Origin of the sequence: Pseudomonas sp. ADAK21 (genome assembly GCF_012935735.1) — a bacterium.
Lineage (GTDB): Bacteria > Pseudomonadota > Gammaproteobacteria > Pseudomonadales > Pseudomonadaceae > Aquipseudomonas > Aquipseudomonas proteolytica.
The window spans coordinates 3,290,496-3,315,711 of sequence record NZ_CP052857.1; the positions used below are offsets into that span (position 1 = coordinate 3,290,496).

Sequence of the window (25,216 nt, forward strand, 5' to 3'; positions counted from 1 at the left end):
CCTCTATCCGCCGCTCGCAGACTCTGGAAGCAAGTTATGCGCCAGCGCCGCTCAGTCTTCGCTGACCACGTCACGCAGCACCAAGACCATGCCGGCGCTCTCATACAGTTGGCGTGCGCGCTGATTGCTTTCCAGCACCTTGAGGTCCACGTAGGGTTCGCCGCGCTGCTTGAACACCTGGAAGCTATGTAGCAGCAAGGCGCGCCCCAGGCCCTGGCCCTGGGCGCAAGGGTGGATGCACAGATGCTTGATAAACGCACTGGTCCAACAATGGGCCACGCCAAGAATACCGTCGGCATTACTCGCTACCAGGCACAGCGTGGGGTCAAATTCCGCATCGGTGATGAATTGCTGCTGCCAGGTCTTCAGGTTGGGCACGTGGCCGCCGCCCTGGGCCTGGGTCATGCGTAACACCGCATGGATCGCCGGGGCGAGCTCAAGGCGGTAATGGTCCAGACGGGTGTCGGCTGGCCACTGCGGCGCGGGCAGGCTCTTGGTGAGGTCGCGGCGCAGCAGTTGGTAATACGCTGTCACTTACAGGCCTTTTTGCGCCACGGTCTGGGCCGCGACCACCAGGCATTTGGTCAGCTCGGGCGAGGAGAACTTGGTCAGCACCGAGTCGGCCCCGGCCAAGCGCGCTTTTTCGCTGTTCATCGCGCTGTCCAGGGAGGTGTGCAGCAGCACGTAGAGGTCCTGGAAGTCCGGGGTTTCACGCAGGGTACGGGTGAGGGCGTAACCGTCCATTTCCGACATTTCGATGTCAGACACCACCACATTGATCTGCCCGGCGCTGCCTTGCAGCTCCAGCAGCACATCGATGGCTTCCTTGGCACTGCGTGCGGTGTGGCAGGTCAGGCCGAGGTTGCGCAGGGTGTGCACCGATTGCTGGAGGGCCACCTGGCTGTCGTCCACCACCAGGATGCGCGCATTGCCGAGCACTTCGGCTTCTTCCATGGTCAGGTCGGTGGGCGCGACTTCGATTTGCGCGGGGGCAATGGCGTGGATGACTTTTTCGATGTCCAGCACTTGCACCAGCACGTCGTCCACCTGGGTCACGCCGGTGATAAACGAGCGCGTGCCGCCGGAGCCAAAGGGTGGCGGGCGGATGTCAGTGGTCAGGCAATGCACGATCCGGCTCACCGCCTGCACGTGCAGGCCCTGCTTGGACCGGCTGACATCGGTAACAATCAGGCAGCCGCCGTCGGGGTCTTTCAGGGGCATTTCGCCCAGTGCACGGCTGAGGTCGATCACCGACAGGGCCGCGCCACGCAGGGTCGCGATGCCTTTGACGTGGGGATGGGACTCCGGCAGCTTGGTGAGCGGCGGGCAGGCAATGATTTCGCTGACTTTCAGCAGGTTGATGGCCATCAGCTTGCCGCTGCGCAAGGTAAAGAGCAGAAGCGAGAGTGAATCTGCGCGGGCTTTGGTGGTGGACATAAAAACCTTCTGTGGATCAGCGATAACAATCTTCTATGGCAGGTTATCGACGCTGGCCCAAAAAACTGTAGGAGCGAGCTTGCTCGCGAAAAAACCGAGGGCGCCGCGTTTATTCAGGATAGACGCGTTATCGTTAATGTTTTTCGTCGGAACGCCGCCCGGAGACAAGCTCGCTCCTACAGTGGGTTGTGTTGTGTCTTAGCCTTTCCAGACTTGCGGATTCACCAGATCCTGCGGGCGTTGGCCCAACAGTGCGCTGCGCAGGTTATCCAGGGCACGGTTGGCCATGGCTTCGCGGGTTTCATGGGTGGCCGAACCGATATGCGGCAAGGTCACGGCATTGCTCAGTTGGAACAGCGGCGACTCCGCCAGGGGCTCGCGCTCATACACATCCAGCCCGGCGCCGCGAATGCGCTGGGTTTGCAGGGCCTCGATCAGTGCCGGCTCGTCCACCACAGGGCCCCGGGAGATATTCACCAGGATCGCACTGGGTTTCATCAGGCCCAACTCGCGATGGCTGATCAGGTGCTGGGTCTTTTCACTCAAGGGCACCACCAGGCACACAAAATCCGCCTCGGCCAGCAACTGGTCCAGGCTACGAAACTGCGCGCCCAGTTCCTGTTCCACTGCGGTCTTGCGGCTGTTGCCGCTGTAGAGGATCGGCATATTGAAGCCCAGGCGCCCACGGCGGGCGATGGCTGCGCCGATATTGCCCATGCCGACGATGCCCAGGGTCTTGCCGTGCACATCACAGCCGAACAACGGCGCGCCGACGCTGGCCTTCCACTGCCCGGCCTTGGTCCACGCATCCAGTTCGGCCACGCGGCGGGCGCTGCTCATCAACAGGGCGAAGGCCAGGTCGGCGGTGCTTTCGGTCAACACATCGGGGGTATTGGTGAGCATGATCCCGCGTTCGTTGAAGTAGTCCACGTCGTAGTTGTCATAGCCCACCGAGACGCTGGACACCACCTCAAGCTTGCCCGCACCTTCGAGCTGCGCCCGGCCCAGCTTGCGGCCCACCCCGATCAAACCGTGGGCGTGGGGCAGCGCTTCATTGAACTGCGCGTTGATATCGCCTTGCTTGGGATTGGGGACGATGACCTCGAAGTCCTGTTGCAGGCGTTCGATCATCTGGGGGGTGACACGGCTGAAGGCGAGGACAGTCTTTTTCATCGCAAGTGGGGCTCATCGACAGGGAAGAATGCCAAGCAAGCTAACATTCCTGCACCCACTTGTCAGGACACCGCATCACCAATGTGGGAGCGGGCTTGCCCGCGATGGCGGTGTGTCAGGCATTACATCTGGCACTGATACACCGCTATCGCGGGCAAGCCCGCTCCCACAGGGGATTTTCAATATTCTGGGGCCGTGTTCCAAATCAGGTGGTAAGGCGCACCGCTCCCAAACTGCCGCTTAACTCATACGCCGCCAGCTCCGCCTGGTGCGCCGCCAGGATCTCTGGCAGTGAGCCACGCAGGTATTCCACCCAGGTCTTGATCTTCGCATCCAGGTACTGGCGCGACGGGTAGATGGCGTACAGGTTCAGTTCCTGGGAGCGGTAAGTCGGCATCATCCGCACCAGGGTGCCATTGCGCAGGCCTTCGATGGCCGCGTAGACCGGCAGCAGGCCAACGCCCATGCCGCTGATGATCGCGGTCTTCATCGCGTCGGCGGAGTTCACCAAAAATGGCGAACTGTTGATGCTCACGCTTTCCTGGCCATCGGGGCCGTTGAACACCCATTTGTCCAATTGGATCACCGGGCTGACCAGGCGCAGGCACGCATGGTTGAGCAAATCACTGGGCCGCTGCGCGCAGCCGTTGGCTTTGACGTAGGCCGGCGAGGCACAGACGATGCTGTAGGTGATCCCCAGGCGCTGGGACACAAACCCCGAATCCGGCAACTCGCTGGCGAGCACGATGGACACGTCGTAGCCCTCGTCGAGCAGGTCCGGCACGCGGTTGGCCAGGGTCAGGTCGAAGGTCACATCGGGGTGGGTGCGGCGGTAGCGGGCAATCGCATCGATCACGAAATGCTGGCCGATGCCGGTCATGGTATGCACTTTGAGCTGCCCGGCGGGGCGCGCATGGGCGTCGCTGGCCTCGGCTTCGGCTTCCTCGACATAGGCCAGGATTTGCTCGCAACGCAATAAATAGCGCTTGCCGGCCTCGGTCAGGGCGATGCGGCGGGTGGTGCGGTTGAGCAAGCGGGTTTGCAGATGGGCCTCCAGATTGGAGACCGCGCGCGAGACGTTGGCTGTAGTGGTGTCCAGTTGCACCGCGGCGGCGGTGAAGCTGCCGGCTTCGGCGACACAACTGAAGGCGCGCATGTTTTGCAAAGTGTCCATGGGGTGCTCTCAAGGGAGATGGCAAATTGTGACACGAAGTTACGGGGGCGAGTGACCCCGACCAATGGATTATCGCCTGAACGGTAACAAAGATTCACAGGAATCCCACCTTATCGCCATTCCTCGCGCCCCCTAGAATTGCCGCACCGTCCCCGCAACACCACCTCAGGAATTCGCAGCAGTGCCGCGTCGCATCAGCAGAGAGCTGAAGACTCTCAGTGTTTGGGCTTTATCGTTAGCAATCAGCGGCTGCATCGGAACCGGTGGAATTGCCCCCCAAGGCAAGAGCCTCGCCGCCAATAACCTGGCCACCGACGACGCGATCCAGAGCGCCGCCCGGGATGCCCGTTGGCCGACCACCCAGTGGTGGCAAGCCTACGGCGATCCGCAACTCAATGCTTGGGTCGACCTCGCCGTTCAAGGCAGCCCAAGCATGGCCGAAGCCGCCGCACGGGTACGTGAAGCGCGGGCCATGGCTGGGCTGGCCGAGTCTGCCGAGGCTGTGCAGATCAACGGGGATGCCACGCTCAAGCGCCACAACTGGCCGAGCGATCAGTTCTACGGCCCTGGAAAACTGGACAACTCCACGACCTGGGACAACAACGCCGCCCTGGGCCTGAGCTACGCCCTCGACCTGTGGGGGCGTGAGCGCAACGCCACTGAGCGCGCGGTGGACCTGGCCCATATGAGCGTCGCCCAGGCGCGCCAGGCCCAGTTGGAGCTGCAAAACAACGTGGTACGCGCCTACATCCAACTGTCGCTGCATTACGCCCAGCGCGATATCGTCGCCGCTACCCTGGCCCAGCAACAGCAGATCCTCGACCTGGCGCAAAAGCGCCTGGATGGCGGCATCGGCACCCACTTTGAAGTCAGCCAGGCCCAGACCCCATTGCCCGAAACCCATCGGCAACTGGACGCCCTCGACGAAGAAATCGCCCTGACCCGCAACCAACTGGCGGCCTTGGCCGGCAAGGGCCCGGGGGAGGGCGCAACCTTGCAGCGACCGACCCTGGCCCTCGCTGCGCCCCTGAAATTGCCATCGGCACTGCCCGCGCAACTGCTCGGCCAGCGTCCGGATGTGGTCGCCAGCCGCTGGCAAGTGGCGGCCCAGGCCCGGGGCATCGACGTGGCCCACGCCGGTTTCTACCCCAATGTCGACCTGGTGGGCAGCCTCGGCTACGTCGCTACCGGCGGCGGCATGCTGGAGTTCCTCACCGGCAAGAAGCTCAACTACAGCGTCGGCCCGGCGATCACCCTGCCGATCTTCGACGGTGGCCGCCTGCGCGCGCAATTGGGCGAAGCCAGCGCCGGTTACGACATTGCCGTGGCCCGCTACAACCAGACCCTGGTCAATGCGCTCAAGGGCATCAGTGACCAACTGATCCGCCGTGAGTCCATGGCCAAGCAGCAGACCTTCGCCGCCGAATCGGTGGCCTCGGCGCAGAAAACCTATGACATCGCGATGATCGCCTACCAGCGCGGCCTGACCGATTACCTCAACGTACTCAATGCCCAGACCTTGCTGTTTCGCCAGCAACAGGTCCAGCAGCAGGTCCAGGCCGCGCGCCTGAGTGCCCATGCCGAACTGGTCACTGCCCTGGGCGGCGGCCTGGGCGCGGGCAACGATGCGCCGGCAGCAGGCACCACCCTCGCGAGCAAGACCCCGGCGGCGCTGGCCGTATTCGATCACTGATCAGGTTTCCCATGACTCCCTTGCCTGTACCGCTGCGTTGGCTGCATTCCCTGGAATGGCGCCGTGGCTTCTTCGACTGGGCGCGCAGTGACGGCGTGACCTGGGTCTACATCTTCAAAGTGCTGATCGCCGCGTTCCTCACCCTGTGGCTGGCCATGCGCTTGGAGCTGCCGCAACCGCGTACCGCGATGATCACCGTGTTTATCGTGATGCAACCGCAAAGCGGCCAGGTGTTTGCCAAGAGCTTCTACCGCTTCCTCGGCACCCTGGCGGGGTCGGCGGTGATGGTGTTGTTGATCGCGCTGTTTGCGCAGAACACCGAGTTGTTTTTGGGCGCGCTGGCGATCTGGGTGGGCGTGTGCACGGCCGGTGCCACGCGCAACCGCAACTTCCGCGCCTATGGTTTTGTACTGGCGGGCTACACGGCGGCGATGGTGGGCCTGCCGGCGCTGGCCCACCCGGACGGCGCCTTTATGGCGGCGGTGTGGCGGGTGCTGGAAATCTCCCTGGGGATTCTCTGCGCGACCCTGGTCAGCGCCGCGATCCTCCCGCAGACCAGCAGCGCGGCCATGCGCAACGCCTTGTACCAGCGTTTCGGCACCTTCGCCCTGTTCGTTACCGACGGCCTGCGTGGCCGCAGCCAGCGCGAAGGTTTTGAAAGCAGCAACGTGCGCTTTATCGCCGAAGCCGTGGGCCTTGAAGGGCTGCGCAGTGTCACCGTGTTCGAAGACCCGCATATGCGTCGGCGCAATGGCCGGCTCAGCCGCTTGAACAGCGAATTCATGGGCATCACCACGCGCTTCAACGCCCTGCACCAGTTGCTTGAACGCCTGCGCAGCGATGCTGCCGACCATGTGGTGGCCGCGATCAAACCCGGCCTGCAGGACTTGGCCGAGTTGCTCGATGGCTTCAGCGGGCGCGCCCTGACCAGCCCCGATGCCACGCGCCTGGTCAGCCAACTGACGGCCTATAAAGAGAGCCTGCCCGCCAAGGTGCGCAGCCTGCGGGCGCAGTTCCAGCAGAGCAGCCCCAGCGATGCCGAGCAGTTGGATTTCCACACCGCCTATGAGCTGCTGTACCGCTTTGTCGACGACCTGCACAACTACGCGCAGACCCACGCCTCCCTGGCCGAACACAGCCACGCGCGTGAGCACTGGGATGAGGCCTACACGCCGAAAACCAACTGGCTGGCCTGCGCCGCGTCGGGGATTCGCGCGTCGTTCATTCTGGTGGTGCTGGGCAGTTACTGGGTGGCCACCGCCTGGCCCAGTGGCGCCACCATGACCCTGATCGCGGCGGCCACCGTTGGCCTGTCGGCTGCCACGCCGAACCCCAAGCGCATGGCTTTTCAAATGGCCTGTGGCACCTTGATCGGCGCCCTGGTGGGGTTCGTCGAGATGTTCTTCGTGTTTCCCTGGATCGACGGGTTCCCTTTGCTCTGTGTGATGCTCGCCCCGGTGATCGTGCTCGGCGCGTTCCTGTCCTCGCGCCCGCAATACGCTGGGGTCGGCCTGGGCCTGCTGATTTTCTTCAGCACCGGTTCGGTGCCGGATAACCTGACGATCTACAACCCCTACACCTTTATCAACGACTACATCGCCATGATCATCGGCATGCTGGTGTGCGCAGCGGCGGGGGCGATCATCCTGCCGCCCAACAGCCCCTGGCTGTGGCGCCGCCTGGAGCGCGACCTGCGCGAGCAAGTGGTGTATGCCATCAGCGGCAAGCTCAAGGGCCTGGCCTCGGGGTTTGAAAGCCGCACCCGAGACCTGCTGCACCAGGCCTATGGCCTGGCCGCCGGCCAGCCGCAGGTGCAACGCAACCTGTTGCGCTGGATGTTCGTGGTGCTGGAAGTCGGCCACGCCATTATTGAATTGCGCAAAGAGCAGGCGATCCTGCCGGTGCATCCGGCGTATGCCGAGTCCCAATCGTGGCGCCAGGCGATCCGGGTGATGGGGCGTTCGCTGGTGCGGCTGTTCCTGCAACCGAGCCAGAGCAATCTTGAGCGCGCCTTGATTGCGGTGGACCACGCCATCAGCCGTGTGCAGGCCACCGACGAACCCTTCGCCCCGCACTTCGATACCTCGGCCCTGCGCCGGGTCAAAAGCTACCTGCACTTCATCCGCACGTCCCTGCTGGACCCGCAATCGCCCCTGGCTGCTCTCAAGCTTGAAGGAACCGTTCATGCCGCGTGAAATCGCCTTCCATGGCATCTACATGCCGACCATGACCCTGATGTTTTTTATCGCCGCGGGACTGGCCTGGGCCCTGGATCGCTTCCTGGCCGGCTTTGACCTGTACCGTTTTTTCTGGCACCCGGCGTTGCTGCGCCTCAGCCTGTTCACCTGTCTTTTCGGCGCCATGGCGCTGACCGTCTACCGTTGAGAATGCCCCGATGAAAAAGTTTTTCAGCCTGCTCGCAACCCTACTGGTGCTGGCCCTGGCGATCTGGATTGGCCGTACGTTGTGGGTGCATTACATGCAAACCCCGTGGACCCGCGATGGCCGGGTACGCGCCGACATCATCAACGTCGCCGCCGACGTCACCGGCGAAGTGGTCGACGTGCCGGTGCGGGACAACCAGTTGGTGAAAAAGGGCGACCTGCTGATGCAGATCGACCCCGAGCACTACCGCATCGCAGTCAAGCAGGCGCAATCATTGGTGGCCTCGCGCAAAGCCACCTGGGAAATGCGCAAGGTCAACGCCCATCGCCGTGCGGACCTTGATGCACTGGTGATCTCCAAGGAAAACCGCGACGACGCGAGCAACATTGCTGATTCCGCTCTGGCTGATTACCAACACGCGCTGGCGCAGTTGGAAGCGGCGGAGTTGAATTTGAAACGCACGCAAGTGCTGGCAGCGGTGGATGGTTACGTCACCAACCTCAACGTGCATCGCGGCGACTACGCCCGTATAGGCGAAGCCAAGATGGCCGTGGTCGATATGCACTCGTTCTGGGTGTATGGCTTCTTCGAAGAAACCAAGCTGCCCCACGTCAAAGTCGGCGACAAAGCCGATATGCAACTGATGAGCGGCGAGACGTTAAAGGGCCACGTAGAAAGCATCTCCCGTGGCATCTACGACCGCGACAACCCCGAGAGCCGCGAACTGATCGCCGATGTGAACCCGACCTTCAACTGGGTGCGTTTGGCCCAGCGCGTGCCCGTGCGGATCCATATCGATGAAGTGCCGGAGGGCGTGTTGTTGGCGGCGGGGATTACCTGCACCGTGATCGTCAACCAGGCTCAAAACTAAACAGCGGTGGGTGTTCTTGCCCTGATTTTGCGCCGTCGTTTGACCCTTAGCATGCTGGTGTAGCGGCGGTGGTTTTTTGTATTGAGCATGATCAGGCAGATCAGTGATTGAAACAGAGGAAATAGCGCAAACAGAGTCACGGGGTGACTAACCAAGTAGCCTGTCGCAAGCAGAGCATTCAGAGCAGCGACGCCTACAAGTACAGCGGGGCCTGAACGAAATCCCGCCACCAGCAGAGCCAACCCGATACACATGGCCAACAACAGTACCAGGCTCGCCATCACAGCGTATTCGCTAGTCAGATAGTTAATTCGGGCGTAATACGACAGGCTGTGTGACAGGTTGCCTGAGATACTCACTAAGCTCACTGATACTGCGGTGCCCACCGTGAAAGCAAAACGGTGGGTGTAACTACGCACTGTTCGCGGCGCGCGCGCGGGATTGCGGTTATTGGTCATGGTTGCTGAACTCTTCATAAATCGCGATGACAATGTGGTTAATGTTTTCGGAAATGCTGCTGCCTGTGAGTGCGAGAGCTGCACCCACCTGATCTGCTATTTGAGTGAGAATGTCTTGGCGTAATTGGCTGTTGCTACAGCGTTTTGGAAGTGTTCCAGCTAGCTGTTTTAACCGGAGTATTTCGCGGGGATGGCGAGGGTTTTTCAGTCGCAGGACTTCATCCGTCAACTTTGCACGCTCTCGGCGGCTTAGGCTCCTCAGGATGTCTGCCAGGTTTCTGCCCGTCGACTTTTTGATCGTCATCACTGTTCTGACCGTGACAAACGTAGTGCTACCTGCGCCGATCAATGAAATACCATCCAGCGCAACGCTCATGGATTGGTACCAACTCAGCGAATCGTAATAGTCATTCTCAGCGGGGTTAGTTAATTCTGTATAAGTCCTCCAGGCACCGTTGATGCACTGCAAGCCGCTGGCGGCTGCAGCTGTATAGGCGATACGGGTAACTGCAAGACTGGCGCCCCCACTTAATGGCGTGGATGCAACACCGGTAGCTGCGACGGCTATTCCGATAACGGCTCCTGCGCAAGCGAAAGTCATCCCCGTTGCTTCTACAAGTAGCTTTGACTCACGAGGCGAACTGGTCGCCAGCTCAGCATATTGATTGGCTGTCATTGCCCCCGCCACTTCCCGCAATATCACCCGCTTGGGCGTGAGACTGCACAACGGCACAAACTCGCGCAGCACCGTTACCCGGTAGTCACTGCCGATGTGCACCACGCCGGCGCCGACGATGGCAGGGTTGGCATCAATGGTTCGATAGAGTTTTGGCAAATCCAGCAGGCTGGTCAGTCGCTGGCGGGTGGTTGTATGAGCGTTGGGCACGCCGCTGTTGAGGAAATCCTTGAGCATCCATTCACCTTCCCGTGGGCAGAGGTGAAAGAGCCTGAAGACTGAGTCCGTCGAATGATGTCAGCTAGTTCGCGGTTTACTGTAGGAGCCGGCTTGCCGGCGAAGAACCTGAGAGCAACGCGGGGAGCCTGGTGCTCCGCGTTAGCGTTGACGATTTTCGCCGGCAAGCCGGCTCCTACAGGGGAGAGTTATTGGCCCTGGATATAGGTCTCATGCAAATGTCGCCACAGCAACGCGCCGCTTGCCTGTTTCTCGAACACCACGGTGGCGCGGCGGTCCGTTTGGGTGCCGCTGTCATCGATCTGGTGTTCACGGTAGGTCACCGTGGCGCCCCGTGCATGTCGGTCAATGCCGGTCAGTTCGCTCAAGGTGATTTTCAACCCAGGACGCATGCCGCCCAGGCGGGTGAACAGGGCGTTGACCCCGGCTGTGTTGACCCGTGCGCCGGTGGCGGGGGCGATCATGCTGAACTCCGGGGAGAAGCGCGCCAGCAGGTTTTGCAAGGTGCCATCCGGCGCGACGCCGGCAAACCATTGCTCGATCTCGATGTGGGTCTGGATCACTTCTTCAAAAAAGTCGCTGTAATCAATCATCATTGAGGCTCGCTGGCTGGGTGAAGCAGTGCGCGAACCCTGGAGGTATCCAGGCTCAGCACCGCGAAGAGCGGCAGTAGTGTCAGGGCTGCCGCGGTCAAGAAGGTCATGGTGAAGGAATCCGAGGCTGATAGCACGGCGCTGAGTGCCGCTGCACCGAGGCAAAAGCTCAGCTGCCGATTGATATTCCACAGCGCGCTGGCGTGGCCCATGCGCGGGGCGGGGATATCGAGAAAGGCCAGGGTCTGCGCAGTGCTGCTGCACAGGCTGCCGCCCAGGCCCATCAGGCCGTAGGCGAGAATGATCAGGGAAGGCTCGTTGAGCAACACAATACCGCTGCATTGCAGCCCCATGCCCGCCAGCAGCAAGGGCTTGGGGCCGTAGCGGTTGAACAAGGTCTTGCTGAGGTAGATGGCCAGCGCCGATGCCAGTGCCCAGGGCAGCATCAGCGCGCCGGTGTGCGTGGCGTCATAGCCCAGGCCGCGCAGGTAGAGGATGGCGATCAGGCTGGTGCCGATAAACACACCGGGGACGCACAAGTAGATCAGCATCGCGATGCGCAGCATCGGGTTGCCGATCTGTTTGAACAGGTTGCCCATCTCCAGAGAGGGGCGCGCAGTTGCAGGCGCGTCCGGTTTTATCCACAGCCACGCCAGCAGCAGGATGATTAACGCCAACGGCAAATTGGCGTGGAATATCCAGCGCCAGGACAGGCTATCGACCAGCCACCCACCCAGCGCCGGGGACAGCGCCGGCACCAGCAGGGCCACGGACATCACACGTGCGGTCAATTGGCTGCGCTCTGCTGCTGGGCAGTGTCGGTAGGCCAGGGCCTGGCCCACGGGAATCAGCAAGCCGCCGCCCAGCCCTTGCAGGGCGCGCCAGCCGATCAGGGTTTCGATGGAGCCCGCCTGGCCCACCAGCACCGAAGCGCCGGCAAAGATCAGCAGGCTGGCGGTGATCAGGCGGCGTTCACCCATGACCGCCGCCAGCCACACACTCAAGGGGATGATCAGCGTCAGGCCGAGCAGGTAGGCATTGCTGACCCACGCCAATTGCGTGACCGAAGCCTGCAGTTCGTGGGCGATATCGGGGTAGGCGACGGTGGCGACAAACATGTTCACCAGATCGAGGGCGAAACCCAGCAAAAAGATCCAGGCGATTTTCGAGCGGTAGGTCATCGGGGCGTTCCTGCATTCAATCCCGGCAGGGTAGAGTGCTGCGGATACTTGGGGAACGCTGGTTTGACTGTTAGTTTGTCAAAAATATTTTGACAAGTGGAGGCGGTGGCCCATGGTCAGCCTGGATCGTTTCGAGACGTTCAAGACGGTGGTGGAGGCCGGCTCGCTGACTGCCGCGGCCGATAGACTGGGGCAGACCCGCGCCGTGGTCAGCTTTAATCTCAAGCGCCTGGAGGCTGAACTCGGTGTCACCCTGCTGACGCGCAACACCCGGCAATTGGCGTTGACCGATGCCGGCGAGCGGTTTTACCTGCGCTGTACACGCATGCTCGAAGAAGCGCAGTTGGCGGTGGAAGAGGCGCGTTCGGAGCACACCCAGCTCAAAGGCACCCTACGCATCACCACCACCGTGGAATATGCGCTGGCCGTGGTCGTCCCTGCGGTGGAGGCCTTTGGCCGTTTGCACCCGGATCTGAATGTCCACTTATCCACATCCTCCACCCATGCCGATCTGATCTCCGAACGCTTTGACGTGGCGATTCGGCTCGGGCGCCTGCTGGATTCCAATCATCGTGCGGTGCAGTTATCCACGTACCCGATATTCGCCGTCGCGGCGCCTGGTTTTGGTAGCGCCCATACGCTGGATGAACTTGAACAACTGCCCAAGCTGGGGCACGGCCGATTGAACGAGTTGAGTGTGATCGACCCGGCAGGTCGCGAGCATCAATATCGCTCCGGCCCCAGTGCGCTTATGGTTGACAGTGCCGCTGTGCTCCAGGCATTTGCCGTGCGCGGCCATGGCGTGGCAATCCTGCCGCAGTGGCTGGTACAGGAGGATCTGGACACCGGGCGATTGGTACACCTGTTGCCGGATCATCGCTTCGTACCCCAAGGTGTGTATGCGCTGTATCCGGACACGCGGCATTTGCCGCTCAAGGTGCGGGCGTTTATTGATTTCATGAAGGAGGGTTATGTTGCTGGTTGGGACGCCATCGCGAGCAAGCCCGCCCCCACAGGTTGACCGTACTTCAAGGATGTACTCGGTAAGTGTGGGAGCGGGCTTGCTCGCGATACAGGCGCCTCGGTCTCGGAATAAACCTACAACTGGCCACCCAACCCAAACCGCTTCTTCAACACCTTCTCCAGCAACGCCTTGGGCAACAGCGCCGCCATCCACGGCAACGCGCGGCTGCCATTGCCTGAGCGCAACAGGCGCGGTGGTTCAGGTTGTTGCGCGGCCTTGAGCACATCCGCCGCAAACACGCTGGCTGGGGTTGGCTTGTCCTGGGACGCCTGGGAGCGCGCACGGATGCTTTCGCGCAACGGCCACCATGGCGATTGTTCGTTGATCAGCCGTTCGGCCTGGGTGCCGGCGTTCTTGGCGAAACTAGTGTTGATTGCCCCCGGCTGCACTTCCATGACCCGCACGCCAAACGGCGCCAGCTCCATGCGCAGGGCATCGCTCAGGGCATGGACGGCGGCTTTGGAGGCGCAGTAGGCGCCGGCAAACGGGGTGACCAATACCCCGGACACGCTGCCGATATTGACCACCAACCCTTTGTTACGGCGCAACGCGGGAAACAACGCCTGGGTCACGCCGACGATGGAGAACACATTGGTCTCGAATTGCCGCTGCATCGCCGCGGTACCGCCATCGAGCAACGGGCCCATGGCGCCGTAGCCGGCGTTGTTGATCAGCACATCCAGCTCGCCCACTTGCCCGGCCAGTTGCGCCAGGGCCGCCCCATCGTTGACATCCAGTTGCACGGCCTTGAAGCCGGCTGCCGCCAGGGTCGCGACGTCTTCGGGGCGGCGGGCGCTGGCCCACACGTCATAGCCGGCAGCCTTGAAGGCATCGGCCAGGGCGCGGCCGATGCCGCTGGAGCAACCGGTGATAAGCACGTTGGGCATGGCTCAATCCTTTGTCGTTATTAATTAGTCGCAGAAGCTGCCTTGCAAGCGTTCGGCACGAAACTCCAGGGTTTGCGGGCGATAGCCGGGGCGCAGCGGCGGCATCGGCAAGCAATCTTCCCAGGTGGCGCCGGCCTGCAATTCGCCGGGGCCGCGATAGCGTGGGGCAGCATAGACGTTGTCGGCCAGGTTGACCGTATCGCCCGGCGCATAGGCGGCGACGCGCCAGCGCAATTCGGTCAGGGGTACGTCATTGCCATTGTTGAGTTTGAGCTGCAAGGGGCGATCGGCAGGGCATTGCTCGGGGGCGTAGCTGATGCGTAGCTCCAGGCGCGCCAGTTGCGCGGCTTCGCGGTTGTCCAGCCATACCACCCACATCGCCACGAAACCCAGACCCACTGCTGCTACGAGGGATACAGGCAACGCCTTGGCGGGATAGCGCAGCAGCAGGATCAGCCAGGTGATGATCAGTAGAACGCCGAAGAACATGGAGGCAGCCTCGCGGATGGGGGAACCATCGTACCGTTGGCGGGGTACGGTTGCCTATCGGGTTGCGAGTACGCTCCGGAGATATCCCCCGTTACCTTTTCACTGGAATGGATGGCGTTGTTCGCATCACTTACATAGATACAGCCACAGACTGATAACTGTTGTTCTGCGGGCTTTCTTGTATCTGTCGGGGATAAACATCATGAGTATATCGATACAGAATCTTTCTTCCGGAGCCTACGAATACGAGGTTACCCAAGAGAGCAGCTCTATAAAACCCACATCCAATACGCAACCAACCACCGGCGCAGGCTCCAGTGTTCTGGACAACCGTAACTCGCTGACTCAGACACTGGTAGGCCTGGAGCAAGGCATCACAACGGGTCGCACAACCAATGAGCCTATTTTTCCGGTCTTGCAAACCACGAAGATCCAACTGGAGCCCGATACGAAAGATGCAGGCCCGGTCATAGAAGTCAGCCTATGGCAATACATCACAGCCAACGGCTGGAACATTCCGAAAAATCGTGAAGAACTCACCCAACTCAGGCACATCGTGTCTTCACAGGCACCGGAAAGCACTTCCAATGCCTATGCAGTCATTACCGAGCAAGTGGCCAAGGCCAATGTCGAGAAAGCCAAATTCAACAATATTGCCTTAGGCACGGCTGCGGCATTTCCAGATGTGCGCGCAGAAGCCAAAAAGTGCGCGCAAGACATCGTGTTCAAGTTGACCGGCATCCATGTAGACGCCGATAAGACGTATCTGAATCGTTTTAACGGCACGCAATCTGCTACAACCGCTACCGGTTGGGAGCATATGAAGGAAGAACCTTCCTCTTCAATCACTTTGACCGATGCGGTATTGAAGAACTTCTCCGAAAACGACGGGGTTCCCGGCAATCTGGACTCGGAAGCGGGCTTGTATAAAGACGGCCCCGGACAAAGCAAAAAAGCAGGCTACGGCGCTCATAACCAAATTCCCTTGGCGCCTTCCCAGTTTATGAAGGCTCTTTGGAAAGTCGACTTCCAAACGGTAATGTCGGAAAAAATCGACGACTTCTGGGAACACCACGCCGATAACTATCGGACTGTCCAGAAGGGGGTGTTCATCCATAAGGCAAGTGAACAACTCAAGTCCCAGGAGGCCAAGTTACCTGCTGAACGAGCGCTGCAGCCGCCCGAGCATCAGCTCACCAGGAGCGACTATAAACAGCTGATGACGGCTGTTTGTGGTGAGGGCGTATCTGAAAACCAGCCCCTGACCTTTGCACAATTGCAGGCAACATCCCCGGTAACAGGTGCTGTCCAGGCCCATGCTTTCGATATCAATGGCTTCCCGTCAAATGACATTGTGCGTTTTACCCTACCTGGCAAGCTGCCCAAAAAATACGTCCACGGTCGTCTGGACGGCGTGCAAATCCTCTACATTCCTGACGCCCAGCCAGCCTTTCTGAAATTCGACTCGTTGGAAAAAATGGATCGATGGGTCAGCGATCAGGCCAGCACGCCCTCCTTGCGTAAAGCCCTGGAGTCGCACTTCTCGCTGGCTGATCGGCAGAACAGTGAAACCGGGGCGGGGGCCGTATTATTTAACACAATAGTGCAGCTAAGCTTCCTGGCTGAAGTCCGTCCGAAAGACGGCGTCGATACATCGTTGGAATACCTCGGTGCAGGAACCGTCAGTAATCAAGAGGGCAGGGTCATCGACCGCGCCAACTTTGCGATCAAGGGCGATGTGTTCAGCCACATGGCGCATCTAAGCCAACAGCGCATGAAAAGTGATGCAGACACCGCGATCAAGTCCAACAGCGAGGTCACTCGTGATATTTGGCTCAATGACATCTCGGTCGGCGCAGGGTTGCTGACCAAGCTGGCCCCGCTGGCGGCTCCGATCGCCGCAGCCGCAGTTATCACGGGGCTCACCGAAGTGGCGCTGGGCACTGAAAAAGAGATCACGGGCGATACTCAGGCTGAACGTCATGACGGGGCGGCGAAGGTATTCGATGGAATGCTCAACGTGTTGTTCTCTTCTGTAGGTGTCGGCTCAAAAGCTGAAGATCCGTTCGTACTGCCGGAAAAAGAGCCGCCAATCCTTGAGCCGGCATCCGGCCCTGAATACGCTAGTTTCGACATACCCAATCGCCTGCTGCCGTCACAAGCGGGCAATATCAGCATCTACGCTGTTGCGGACGGCGAGTCATTACTTGCCAAAAGTACAGTTAATGCCAAAGGTATTTATCAATTCAAGGACGAGCTGGGAAAAGACCGTTGGTTTATCCGTTATACCGACCAGACAGGTATCGCCAACACGTATGAGATCAAGAGTGATTTCAAACTCAGTAACGACTATGTCCAGATTATCGATCCCCAGAGCGGCAAGCCTGTATTGACAGTCGACGCTGTGGCTAATGGCCAATGGCGTTCGAGCAGGATGCTGGGCGGGGTCCAAAGTACCGATAGGGATGTGAGCACGGGTCGAAAACGCCTTGCTGAGCCAGACCGTTCTTCAGGTCCATCCACTTCCGGTGGGCAATCCACCGTAAAACGCCCCAAGTTACCTGAAGCCTTTCCCGGTGAAAAAGCCACCCTGGAACCTCCCATCAAAGGAAAGAACGTCTTCTACAAATACAACAACCGAAGTCGTCATTCCGCTTTCGTCGCTGACCGCTCTTTTTCACCGTCCTCTACCGATTTAAAAGGTGGCCCGCTGCCTAGAGGGCAGGGCAGGCATTACTTCACCGATCTGGCGCCTGAAGATAAGCCTACGGAGGTCATATCCCAGATGATTTTCGGGCGTAACAAATATGGCAAAACGCTGAATAAGATGACCGATTACTTTGAGATAAACACCACCGGTCTGAAGTTGGTGGAAGTCCCCGGACATCCACATATTTTTTATGTGGATACCCCTTTCTCCATTCCGTTGCAATACAGGGATGGCGCCAGCGGTGAACTGGTGAGTCGCGTCATTTCTCGCGGCGAGACGCCGTACACCGCTTGACCGCCAATAGACAAACCGCCCATCACTCGCTGCGGATAGGGGACGCAGAGGGTGATAGGCGGCTGTTTTTTGCGGGGTCTACTGCGCGATAGTTTTCACCGACACGCCACGCTCAACCGGCGTCGAGCGCCCGTAGATATCTTCAAACCGCTCGATATCATCCTCGCCCAGATAGCTGCCCGATTGCACTTCGATAATCTCCAAGGGGATCTTGCCCGGGTTGCGCAGGCGATGCACCGAGGCAATCGGGATGTAGGTCGACTGGTTCTCGCACAGCAGGAACACGTTCTCGTCGCACGTCACTTCAGCGGTACCACTGACCACGATCCAGTGTTCGGCGCGGTGATGGTGCATCTGCAGCGACAGGCACGCGCCCGGCTTGACCGAGATGTGTTTGACCTGGAAGCGCCCGCCCATGTCCACCGAGTCGTAGGAGCCCCACGGGCGGTAGACTTCGCAGTGGTTCTGGGTCTCGCTGCGCCCTTGTTCGTTGAGGGTGTTGACCATCTGCTTGACGCCCTGGACCTTGTCCTTGTGGGCAATCATCATCGCGTCCTTGGTTTCCACCACCACGATGTTTTCCAGGCCGATCACCGACACCAGCTTGCCGTTGCCGTGGATCATGCAGTTCTTGCTGTCCTGGATCACCACGTCGCCCTTGGTCACGTTGCCGTTGGCGTCTTTGTCATTGACCGCCCACAGCGAGGCCCAGCAGCCCACGTCGCTCCAGCCGGCACTGAGCGGCACCACGCAGGCGCGCTGGGTTTTTTCCATCACCGCGTAGTCGATGGAATTGTCCGGGCAGCAGGCGAAGGTGGCTTCGTCGAAGGTCACGGTATCAGCGGTATGCTCGCTGCGCTCGAGGGTCAGCACGCAAGTATCGTAGATGTCCGGGTCGTGTTTTTTCAGCTCTTCGAGGAAGCGGCTGGCGCGGAACAGGAACATGCCGCTGTTCCAGAAATAACCACCGCTTTTGACGAACTCCACCGCACGTTTTTCATCCGGCTTCTCGACGAACTGCTGCACGCGGCTGACGCCTTCGGGCAGCAGTGAGTCGTTGGTGGACTTGATGTAGCCGTAGCCGGTTTCCGGGCGGGTGGCCGGTACGCCGAACAGCACCATCTCGCCACGCTCGGCGGCCACGGTGGCCAGGGCCAGGGCGCGTTGCAGGGCTTTCTGGTCGTCCAGTACATGGTCGGCGGGCAGCACCAGCATCAGCTCGTCACGGCCTTCATTGACCAGCATCATCGCGGTCAGGGCCACGGCCGGCGCGGTGTTGCGGCCAAATGGCTCCATCAGGATGCGCTGGCTTTCCAGCTTGCGGGCGCTCAACTGCTCGTTGACGATGAAGCGGTGGTCTTTGTTGCAGACAATGATCGGGCTGTCCATGCCTTCGAACACCAGGCGCTCCAGGGTTTGCTGGAACAGCGTGTGCTCGCCGGTCAGGGCCAGGAACTGCTTAGGGAACTGTTTACGCGAAAGCGGCCAAAGACGTGAGCCGCTACCACCGGAAAGAATTACTGGGATCATGGGTTTCTCCTTGAATCTGTATGGGTTAGAGCAACGAAATTCAGTCGTTTCACTCTTGTTTTTGTCTCGGTCCGAACTGACGCCTTGATCCCCTGTAGGAGCGAGCTTGCTCGCGAAGCACTTCCAGACACCGCGTTCATTCAGAATGCTCGCGTTATCGTTGGCGATTTTCGCGAGCAAGCTCGCTCCTACAGTGGGTAGCCGTCAGTTCAGGAAATAATTAGCGGGTCGACACGGGGCGCTTGACCCACACTGGCGACAGGCTCGAACCGGAACCGGTGACATACAGCACCGCCGCCTCACCACGCTCCAGCGCCACCGGCTTCACGTCGCCGACTTTTTTATCGCCGTCATACAGCGCCAGGCTGACCTTCACCGGGTTGATCTCGCGCTCGCCACGGCCCTTGGCGGCCACGGCCTTGACCACGTCGGTCTTGCCGTCGGCGGTCTTCAGGGTCAGGGCCTTGTCGCTGAGGTTCTGCACGCGCACCAGGGATTTCTGCTTGTTCTTGAACGGTGGTTCTTCGATCAGTTGCGGCTGGCCGGTGCCGCTGTTGACCAGGGTGTAATAGTGATCGGCGGCCAGCTTGACCGTGACGTTCTGGCTGCCGACCTTGGCGCTGTAGTCACCGCCCGGCAGGAAGCTGAAGTCGCTGCTGGCCAGTGGCGCCACATCGCTCAACGCGGTGTTGCCGACGCTGGCGCTGACTTCCTGGTTGCTGGCGTTGAACAGGCGCACGAAGCTCGAGCCTTTCGGCGCGATGGGCCCGTAGAGGGCGGCGTCGCCGGCGAAGGCGGACATCGACACGAAGCTCATGCCGGCGGCCAGGGCCAGGGTCTTGGCGAGACGACGAGGAGTAGTAGTGAAAGTCATGTGAGTTACCTCTCTTTCAGTTTTGCGCCCGGTCGGGCGTCTCGGATTTCTGGGTTTTAACGGGTGTGTTGATTGCCATGTTCTGTTGGCGTGTACCGGCTTGCTTGAGTTGCGCAACCCACTTGGGGTCGGCGTCGCCGATTTCGTTGTTCACCGGCAGATAGCGTTCCGGGAACTCCCAGATCAGCACCTGCGGCGGGCTGTTCTTGAAGTCATCGCTTTTCAGGTAGCTGAGCATCGGCAGGATCGGGCCGTGGCCGTCCTCGGAGTAGTTCACCACTTCACTGCCCAGGGCTTGCTTGAGGGCACCGACGAAGTTCCAGTTGGGGTTGGCGCTGTAGCTGGTGCCCACCAGGGCCACCGGCATTTCGCTGTCGGCAAACAACGCATCATCGCCCGCTGCCTGGGCCTGCACCGCGTGGGTCACGCGTTTTTGCAGGGGTTCCTTGGGCGGCATCAGGTTTTCGAACAGCGGGTCCAGGGGCAGGAACAGGCGCAGGTCACCGCTGTGGGGGGCGATGCTTTCGGCGTCGGTGACAAACCGCTGGGGCTCGCCGCTGAGCAGGGTCTTGGCGTTGATCACGCTGGCCAGTTGCTTGGCGGCGACTTCGGCGCCATCCGGGGTCCAGTGGGTGTCGGTGCGCAGGAACACTTGCTGGCCGTGGAGCTTGGCCTGTTGCAGCGGGCCCAGCAGGTCGGGGGCGATGATCTTGTCGGCGGCCACCCGGGCATGGAAGTCCTGGTAGAGCCCGGCATGAATACTCGCTGGTTGCACTTCACCCAGGTGCTCGGGGTACAGGCGCACCTTGGCCGGGACAATTGCCATGACCAATTGCACGCCCTTGGCCTTGAGGGTCTGGCGCACGCCTTCGACCAGGGCGTAGTTGTCTTGCAGGTTCTGCTCTTCGTTGACGGCGGGGTTGAACTCTTCGTCGCTGTACAGCCAGTGATCGCGACCCAGCACCACGCCGGGACGGCCTTCGTTGAACAGCTTGTAGTCCAGGGCCGCCCAGAGGTTGGTGCCCAGGCGCTTGATCGGGAACTCATCGTCGTAATGGGTTTCGACCGCCTTGGCCCAGCGCCCGTTGAGCACGGTGGCGTCGGCGTTGGTATTGAAACCGAAGAAACTGCGCACCGACCACGCGCCCAGGGCCAGCAGCAGGGCCATGAACAGCGCGGCATAGAGGATGCGGAATGAACGGGTCATGGTCGGCTCCCTCAGAATTGGAAGTAAAGGAACGGCGAGAAGCTTTGCGCCGAGAGTTTCAGAATCGAAGCCACGAACAGCAGCAAGATCACCGCGCGCATGGCATAGCGTGGCCAGTCGGCAGTCCAGTAGGCCGGTTGCACGGCGGCGTTGCTGCCGACGCTGAAGCCGGGTTCCTGGATGCTGCCGGGGGTATCGCCAGGCACCGCCTTGATCAGGCTCGGGTCAGCCGGCTTGGCCTTGTCGGTCGGGCGATTGCTGTAGAAGTCGCGCAGGCCGAAGAACGCCAGCGTGGCGTAGGCCACCACCATGGTTGCCACTTGCAGGCCGGTGAGGTTGGCGCGGTTGAGTTCCGACAGCGACCACTCGCCAAAGCTGAACATCGCGCCGTACATGCGCCCGGCAACGTGCAGGTTTTCGGCGCGGAAGATCACCCAACCCATCACCACCAGCAGGAAGGTGAAGGCCCAGCGCACCGGGTTGAAGCTGCGTGGCGAGGTGTTCAGGCCGATGGCTTTTTCAATCGCCAGCCACATGCCGTGCCAGGCGCCCCATACGATGTAGGTGATGTTCGCGCCGTGCCACAGGCCGCCGAGCAACATGGTCAGGAACAGGTTGCGGTAGGTGGTCAGCGTGCCTTTGCGGTTGCCACCCAGGGTGATGTACAGGTAGTCGCGCAACCAGGTAGACAGGCTGATATGCCAGCGCCGCCAGAACTCGGTGATCGACTGGCTGATATACGGCTGCTTGAAGTTTTCCATGAAGCGGAAACCCATCATCAAGCCCAGGCCGATGGCCATGTCGCTGTAGCCGGAGAAGTCGAAATACAGCTGCGCGGTATACGCCAGTGCGCCGAGCCAGGCATCGCCCGTGGTGGGGTTTTGCAGGGCGAAGCAATGGTCGGCCACCACCGCCAGGGTGTCGGCGATAAACACCTTCTTGATAAAGCCCTGCATGAACCGCGTGCAGCCCTCGGAGAATTTATCCAGGGTGTGGGTGCGGTTGTTGAACTGGTCGGCCAGGTCGCGAAAGCGCAGCACGGGGCCGGCGATCAGGTGCGGGAAGATCGCCACGAACGCCGCAAAGTCGATGAGGTTGCGGGTCGCCGGAGTGTCGCCGCGGTACACGTCGATGATGTAGCTGATGGACTCGAAGATGTAGAACGAGATCCCGATCGGCAACAGCACGTGGGTCAGGATAAACGGCTCCAACCCCGCCGATTTCATCATCAGGTTGATGCTGTCGACGCCGAAGTTGGCGTACTTGAAGTAGCCCAGGATGCACAGGTCGACCGCCACCCCGAGCAGCAGCCAGCGCTGCGCCGGCTTGGTGCGCACGCCTGCTGCACCGACCTTGAGGCCGATCCAGTAGTTCCACAGGGTCACGGCGGCGAACAGCGCCAGGAAGTCCACCCGCCACCAGGCGTAGAACACGTAGCTGGCAATCAGCAGCAGCAGATTGCGATAGCGTTGCCCGCTCAAATAGTACAAGCCGAGAAAGATCGGCAAGAACAGAAACAGGAACACATTGGACGAGAAAACCATCCCGATCTCTCCATGTTTAACCAACAGTCAAGGGCCAACGGCCCCCCCAAACCCCCCACGCAAAACCGGGGAGGGCGGTACTACTTTTTCACTGTCGAAACCGGCTCGAAATGTGGGAGCTGGCTTGCCTGCGATAACGGTGTGTCAGGTGACATCAATGCTGAATGTCAGACCGCTTTCGCGAGCAAGCCCGCTCCCACATTGGGAACCCGTTCCATCAACGGCCTTTTTCGTGCGCCGGGTCGTAGACCTTGGTCAGGTCGCCGCCCAGGCGGAAGGTCTTGAACGGTTGCATGTCGTGCTTGCGTTCGATCACTTCCGGGGCGCAGGTGTAGAGGGTGCAGAAGGGTTCGAGCCAGGCGAATTTGGAGTCCTGCTCCAGGTCATGCATGTCCTGCTCCTTGCCGTTCTTCTGCTCGAAGATGTCCGGATCCTTCACCCCGGCCAGCACCTTGTCGCCCAGGCGCTTGAGCGCGCCGTTGTTCTCACCGCGCACATCCACGCCATTGACCAGAGCAAAACTGGCGATCATCGCCAGCGGCGGCAGGGCGTAGTTGTGGTAGGCCAAGGCCCGTTGCTGGCGCTTCAATTCGTTGGGCAGGTAGCCCTGGGCGTCGACCTGATTGGCGCCGACCTTGTATTCCTTGACGGCCCAATCGAACAGGTCGCGACGATTGGTGGCGACGGACGTGGCCATCACCGACCAGGCGGCCCAGTACGAGTGGTTGTTGGTTTTTTCCAGGGGCAGGTTGTCCCAGTCGCTGACCACTTGCTCGGCCAGTTTGTTGAACCAGGCTTCGATCAGTTGCGACTCCTGCGGGTACTTGGCCAGCGGTTGCGACTCGGAGAACTTCAGGCGCACATAGGCCGAGGCCATGCTGCCCAAGGCCCATTTGCGCATGGACTTGCCGGTGTGGTTGAAGTCCTTGGACATCAGCGCATCGGCCTTGGCCCAGCTCACCAGCCAGTTCAGGGTACATTGCAATTGCTCCGGGCGACCGTCGCGCATGAACTGCATCACCCGCTTGCTGGTGTCTTTTTCCAGTTTGGTGATATCGGCGGTGCTGTCGCGAAAGGCTTTTTCCGACTGCACGTTCAGGGTCGAACGGGCTTTATCGGAGCCTTCGTATTTGCTGCGAAACTGCAGTGAGCCGGTGTAGGGCGTCGGCATGGCGTCGCAGTCGTTCTTGAAGTCGCCGGTCTTGAACGCTTCAATCGGCGCGAAATAGCCCTGGGGCGGGCGCAGCGGCGCGGCGGCGTTGACTTGGCCTGCAAACATCGCCAGGCCCAGCAGCGTTGGAATCAGTAACTTGTGCATAGGTAACCTCATTGCCCAAGTTGCGCGGTCTGCTGACCGCCGCTCGGGAACACGTTGCGTGTGCAAATTTTCGCTTCGACTTTCTGCGCGGCAGCGCCCGCTTCGGGGCCCTGCACTTCCACGGCCAGCAGGTTCTGCGAGGCCCAGTCTTCATCGGTGCGCAGTTCAAAGGCGAAACGCCCGTCTGTCTCGGATGTTTCGGGTTTGTCGATCTTGATGTCCTCGTGGCGACCGTTCATGTACCAGAGGGTGGCTTGCAGGGTTTTCACCGAAGGATCGGCGAAGCGAATGTCGACCTGATGGCGGCTATTGCGCAGGTCCATGTTCTTGCTGTTAACCATCAGCTCGTTCTTGCCGGGCTTGAGGGTGGTGCTGGCGCTCATCTGCGCCGGCTTGCCTTCGCAGCCGTTGTCGAGCAGGGCCATCATCTGGCGGTAGATGGTTTCCTGGTCGAGGCGATACAGCGGCGAGAACTCCCAGATCAGAATCTTCGGTGGGCTTTTCTGGAATTCTTCGCTGCCCAGGTACTGGATCATCGAGCCTTCCAGGCCACCGCCGGGGAAGGCGACGTTAAGGATGTCGGCGCCGATTTCCTGTTCCAGGAAGCCGGCGAAGTTGTAGTTCTTGCCGCTGTGGCTGGTGCCCACCAGGGTGATCTGCGGGTTGCCGGAATCGCCGAACAGGTCGCCGTCCGCAGCCTCGCCCTTGGGCTCGGTGCTGAACTGATCCATGTATTGGATCGCGTAGCTGGTACCGCACAACTGCCCGGCCATGTTGTGCAGGGTGCCGGTCTTGCCCATGCGTCCGGATTTCTTGGTCTCGAATTCACGCTGGGGGATCCCGGCGAATTCAGGCATGGCGCGCACCTTGGCCCCGACGATTTTCGCGGTGCGCTGGGCGCCATAGGGGGTCCAGTGCTGGTCGCCGCGGAAGTAGAAGTCGTGGGCCGGCAGTTCGTCCGGCAGTTGTTCATTGGTCAGCGGCGACAGGTCCGGCACCACGTAGCCCATCTTGGCAAAACGCCCAAGCATGGTTTTGTAGTTGCCCAGGGCCTTGTCGAAATCAAAGCGCGCTTTCTCTGCCGGGTTGAGCTTGTTGCGGTTTACCAGGCCACGGGTCGGCTGGTAGACCACCACCAACTCCACGCCCTTGCTCTTGAACGCATCGTGCAGTTGCTGCATGCGCTTGTAGCCGGCCGGGGTGGTGTCGAATTCGGTGCGCAGGTCTTCCTGGGTACGGAACAGCCAGTCGCCCTGGGCCTGTACCAGGGTGGTGAAGTTCTGCTGGTAGCGAGTGGTGTAGTTCTTTGCGTCGTGAGCCTCGGGGCACAGGTTGCAGCACGGCTCGGCGGTAAAGCTCGGCGCCTTGGCTTCATCGGCGCGCACGCCGCAGCTGGCGGCCAGGATGCCGAGGGTCAAACCCGAGAGGCTGAGCAGCTTGATCATGTGTGGGTGCATAAAG

At 60.6% G+C, this 25,216-nt stretch carries 22 protein-coding genes; 6 read left to right on the forward strand and 16 right to left on the reverse strand.

The window, feature by feature from the left end; genetic code table 11:
- Window positions 1-51 precede the first annotated feature (51 nt).
- The 4 genes from HKK57_RS14945 to HKK57_RS14960 form a co-directional block, all read right to left on the reverse strand.
- Complete coding sequence (locus tag HKK57_RS14945; protein ID WP_169390349.1) at window positions 52-534, reverse strand: GNAT family N-acetyltransferase; 483 nt, start codon at window positions 532-534, stop codon at window positions 52-54.
- A complete protein-coding gene (locus HKK57_RS14950) occupies window positions 535-1,437 on the reverse strand; it encodes a chemotaxis protein CheV (RefSeq protein WP_169390350.1) in 903 nt (300 codons plus the stop codon).
- A gap of 198 nt (window positions 1,438-1,635) precedes the next feature.
- Window positions 1,636-2,610 carry a 2-hydroxyacid dehydrogenase gene (locus HKK57_RS14955; RefSeq protein ID WP_169390351.1) on the reverse strand — a complete coding sequence of 325 codons (975 nt, stop codon included), beginning with the start codon at window positions 2,608-2,610 and terminating at the stop codon, window positions 1,636-1,638.
- A 205-nt stretch (window positions 2,611-2,815) separates the two neighbouring features.
- Entirely contained in the window at window positions 2,816-3,784 is a 969-nt protein-coding gene (locus HKK57_RS14960) for a LysR family transcriptional regulator (RefSeq protein WP_029297870.1), read from the reverse strand.
- A 181-nt stretch (window positions 3,785-3,965) separates the two neighbouring features.
- Here HKK57_RS14960 and HKK57_RS14965 point away from each other — a divergent pair, with 181 nt between their 5' ends.
- Genes HKK57_RS14965 through HKK57_RS14980 form a run of 4 tightly spaced genes read left to right on the forward strand, consistent with a single transcriptional unit; the run spans window position 3,966 to window position 8,733 of the window.
- A complete protein-coding gene (locus tag HKK57_RS14965; protein ID WP_169390352.1) occupies window positions 3,966-5,477 on the forward strand; it encodes an efflux transporter outer membrane subunit in 1,512 nt (503 codons plus the stop codon).
- An 11-nt stretch (window positions 5,478-5,488) separates the two neighbouring features.
- A complete protein-coding gene (locus HKK57_RS14970) occupies window positions 5,489-7,672 on the forward strand; it encodes an FUSC family protein (RefSeq protein WP_169390353.1) in 2,184 nt (727 codons plus the stop codon).
- Window positions 7,662-7,862, forward strand: coding sequence for a DUF1656 domain-containing protein (locus HKK57_RS14975; RefSeq protein WP_029297878.1), 201 nt, complete (start codon window positions 7,662-7,664; stop codon window positions 7,860-7,862). The genes HKK57_RS14970 and HKK57_RS14975 overlap by 11 nt, the downstream gene beginning before the upstream one ends.
- A 10-nt stretch (window positions 7,863-7,872) precedes the next feature.
- Window positions 7,873-8,733 (forward strand): efflux RND transporter periplasmic adaptor subunit, encoded by an 861-nt coding sequence (locus HKK57_RS14980; protein ID WP_029297880.1) that lies wholly within the window; start codon window positions 7,873-7,875, stop codon window positions 8,731-8,733.
- Here the strand turns inward: HKK57_RS14980 and HKK57_RS14985 are convergent.
- The 4 genes from HKK57_RS14985 to HKK57_RS15000 all read right to left on the reverse strand — a co-directional run bounded on the left by HKK57_RS14985 (window position 8,730) and on the right by HKK57_RS15000 (window position 11,878).
- Window positions 8,730-9,191 (reverse strand): hypothetical protein, encoded by a 462-nt coding sequence (locus HKK57_RS14985; RefSeq protein WP_237150388.1) that lies wholly within the window; start codon window positions 9,189-9,191, stop codon window positions 8,730-8,732. The two genes, HKK57_RS14980 and HKK57_RS14985, sit on opposite strands and share 4 nt — an antisense overlap.
- Entirely contained in the window at window positions 9,181-10,104 is a 924-nt protein-coding gene (locus tag HKK57_RS14990; protein WP_169390354.1) for an NAD synthetase, read from the reverse strand. The genes HKK57_RS14985 and HKK57_RS14990 overlap by 11 nt, the downstream gene beginning before the upstream one ends.
- Window positions 10,105-10,292: 188 nt before the next feature.
- Window positions 10,293-10,697 carry a hypothetical protein gene (locus tag HKK57_RS14995; RefSeq protein WP_029297885.1) on the reverse strand — a complete coding sequence of 135 codons (405 nt, stop codon included), beginning with the start codon at window positions 10,695-10,697 and terminating at the stop codon, window positions 10,293-10,295.
- Window positions 10,697-11,878: an MFS transporter gene (locus HKK57_RS15000; RefSeq protein WP_169390355.1), complete on the reverse strand. Its 1,182-nt coding sequence runs from the start codon at window positions 11,876-11,878 to the stop codon at window positions 10,697-10,699. The genes HKK57_RS14995 and HKK57_RS15000 overlap by 1 nt, the downstream gene beginning before the upstream one ends.
- Window positions 11,879-11,990: 112 nt before the next feature.
- Here HKK57_RS15000 and HKK57_RS15005 point away from each other — a divergent pair, with 112 nt between their 5' ends.
- Window positions 11,991-12,899, forward strand: a complete 909-nt coding sequence (locus HKK57_RS15005) for a LysR family transcriptional regulator (protein ID WP_050492959.1) — start codon at window positions 11,991-11,993, stop codon at window positions 12,897-12,899.
- 77 nt (window positions 12,900-12,976) lie between these two features.
- Here the strand turns inward: HKK57_RS15005 and HKK57_RS15010 are convergent, their stop codons facing one another.
- Complete coding sequence (locus HKK57_RS15010) at window positions 12,977-13,789, reverse strand: SDR family oxidoreductase (protein ID WP_169390356.1); 813 nt, start codon at window positions 13,787-13,789, stop codon at window positions 12,977-12,979.
- 24 nt (window positions 13,790-13,813) lie between these two features.
- Window positions 13,814-14,278, reverse strand: a complete 465-nt coding sequence (locus HKK57_RS15015; protein WP_070995621.1) for a multidrug transporter — start codon at window positions 14,276-14,278, stop codon at window positions 13,814-13,816.
- 202 nt (window positions 14,279-14,480) lie between these two features.
- Between HKK57_RS15015 and HKK57_RS15020 the strand changes: the two genes are divergently transcribed.
- Window positions 14,481-17,282 (forward strand): dermonecrotic toxin domain-containing protein, encoded by a 2,802-nt coding sequence (locus HKK57_RS15020; RefSeq protein ID WP_154906644.1) that lies wholly within the window; start codon window positions 14,481-14,483, stop codon window positions 17,280-17,282.
- A gap of 78 nt (window positions 17,283-17,360) precedes the next feature.
- Here HKK57_RS15020 and HKK57_RS15025 read toward each other — a convergent pair whose 3' ends face one another.
- The 6 genes from HKK57_RS15025 to HKK57_RS15050 all read right to left on the reverse strand — a co-directional run bounded on the left by HKK57_RS15025 (window position 17,361) and on the right by HKK57_RS15050 (window position 25,212).
- On the reverse strand, window positions 17,361-18,812 hold the full coding sequence (locus HKK57_RS15025) for a mannose-1-phosphate guanylyltransferase/mannose-6-phosphate isomerase (protein ID WP_029297891.1): 1,452 nt from the start codon (window positions 18,810-18,812) through the stop codon (window positions 17,361-17,363).
- 220 nt (window positions 18,813-19,032) lie between these two features.
- On the reverse strand, window positions 19,033-19,686 hold the full coding sequence (locus HKK57_RS15030) for an alginate O-acetyltransferase AlgF (RefSeq protein WP_029297892.1): 654 nt from the start codon (window positions 19,684-19,686) through the stop codon (window positions 19,033-19,035).
- Window positions 19,687-19,702: 16 nt separating this feature from the next.
- A complete protein-coding gene (locus HKK57_RS15035) occupies window positions 19,703-20,893 on the reverse strand; it encodes an alginate O-acetyltransferase (protein ID WP_029297893.1) in 1,191 nt (396 codons plus the stop codon).
- 11 nt (window positions 20,894-20,904) lie between these two features.
- The gene (locus HKK57_RS15040) at window positions 20,905-22,437 is read right to left on the reverse strand and encodes an MBOAT family O-acyltransferase (protein ID WP_169390357.1); all 1,533 of its coding nucleotides are present in this window, start codon (window positions 22,435-22,437) and stop codon (window positions 20,905-20,907) included.
- 217 nt (window positions 22,438-22,654) lie between these two features.
- Complete coding sequence (locus tag HKK57_RS15045) at window positions 22,655-23,755, reverse strand: mannuronate-specific alginate lyase (protein WP_070995619.1); 1,101 nt, start codon at window positions 23,753-23,755, stop codon at window positions 22,655-22,657.
- A gap of 8 nt (window positions 23,756-23,763) precedes the next feature.
- A complete protein-coding gene (locus HKK57_RS15050; RefSeq protein ID WP_169390358.1) occupies window positions 23,764-25,212 on the reverse strand; it encodes an alginate O-acetyltransferase in 1,449 nt (482 codons plus the stop codon).
- Between the last annotated feature and the right edge of the window lie 4 nt (window positions 25,213-25,216).

Coding starts and splice junctions, on each gene's coding strand:
- HKK57_RS15030 (WP_029297892.1), bottom strand. CDS start 19,686: ATGACTTTCACTACTACTCCTCGTCGTCTCGCCAAGACCCTGGCCCTG.
- HKK57_RS15010 (WP_169390356.1), bottom strand. CDS start 13,789: ATGCCCAACGTGCTTATCACCGGTTGCTCCAGCGGCATCGGCCGCGCC.
- HKK57_RS14985 (WP_237150388.1), bottom strand. CDS start 9,191: ATGACCAATAACCGCAATCCCGCGCGCGCGCCGCGAACAGTGCGTAGT.
- HKK57_RS14960 (WP_029297870.1), bottom strand. CDS start 3,784: ATGGACACTTTGCAAAACATGCGCGCCTTCAGTTGTGTCGCCGAAGCC.
- HKK57_RS14995 (WP_029297885.1), bottom strand. CDS start 10,697: ATGATTGATTACAGCGACTTTTTTGAAGAAGTGATCCAGACCCACATC.
- HKK57_RS14970 (WP_169390353.1), top strand. CDS start 5,489: ATGACTCCCTTGCCTGTACCGCTGCGTTGGCTGCATTCCCTGGAATGG.
- HKK57_RS14980 (WP_029297880.1), top strand. CDS start 7,873: ATGAAAAAGTTTTTCAGCCTGCTCGCAACCCTACTGGTGCTGGCCCTG.
- HKK57_RS15040 (WP_169390357.1), bottom strand. CDS start 22,437: ATGGTTTTCTCGTCCAATGTGTTCCTGTTTCTGTTCTTGCCGATCTTT.
- HKK57_RS14955 (WP_169390351.1), bottom strand. CDS start 2,610: ATGAAAAAGACTGTCCTCGCCTTCAGCCGTGTCACCCCCCAGATGATC.
- HKK57_RS15035 (WP_029297893.1), bottom strand. CDS start 20,893: ATGACCCGTTCATTCCGCATCCTCTATGCCGCGCTGTTCATGGCCCTG.
- HKK57_RS15005 (WP_050492959.1), top strand. CDS start 11,991: ATGGTCAGCCTGGATCGTTTCGAGACGTTCAAGACGGTGGTGGAGGCC.
- HKK57_RS14975 (WP_029297878.1), top strand. CDS start 7,662: ATGCCGCGTGAAATCGCCTTCCATGGCATCTACATGCCGACCATGACC.
- HKK57_RS15015 (WP_070995621.1), bottom strand. CDS start 14,278: ATGTTCTTCGGCGTTCTACTGATCATCACCTGGCTGATCCTGCTGCTG.
- HKK57_RS15025 (WP_029297891.1), bottom strand. CDS start 18,812: ATGATCCCAGTAATTCTTTCCGGTGGTAGCGGCTCACGTCTTTGGCCG.
- HKK57_RS15050 (WP_169390358.1), bottom strand. CDS start 25,212: ATGCACCCACACATGATCAAGCTGCTCAGCCTCTCGGGTTTGACCCTC.
- HKK57_RS14990 (WP_169390354.1), bottom strand. CDS start 10,104: ATGCTCAAGGATTTCCTCAACAGCGGCGTGCCCAACGCTCATACAACC.
- HKK57_RS15000 (WP_169390355.1), bottom strand. CDS start 11,878: ATGACCTACCGCTCGAAAATCGCCTGGATCTTTTTGCTGGGTTTCGCC.
- HKK57_RS15045 (WP_070995619.1), bottom strand. CDS start 23,755: ATGCACAAGTTACTGATTCCAACGCTGCTGGGCCTGGCGATGTTTGCA.
- HKK57_RS14950 (WP_169390350.1), bottom strand. CDS start 1,437: ATGTCCACCACCAAAGCCCGCGCAGATTCACTCTCGCTTCTGCTCTTT.
- HKK57_RS15020 (WP_154906644.1), top strand. CDS start 14,481: ATGAGTATATCGATACAGAATCTTTCTTCCGGAGCCTACGAATACGAG.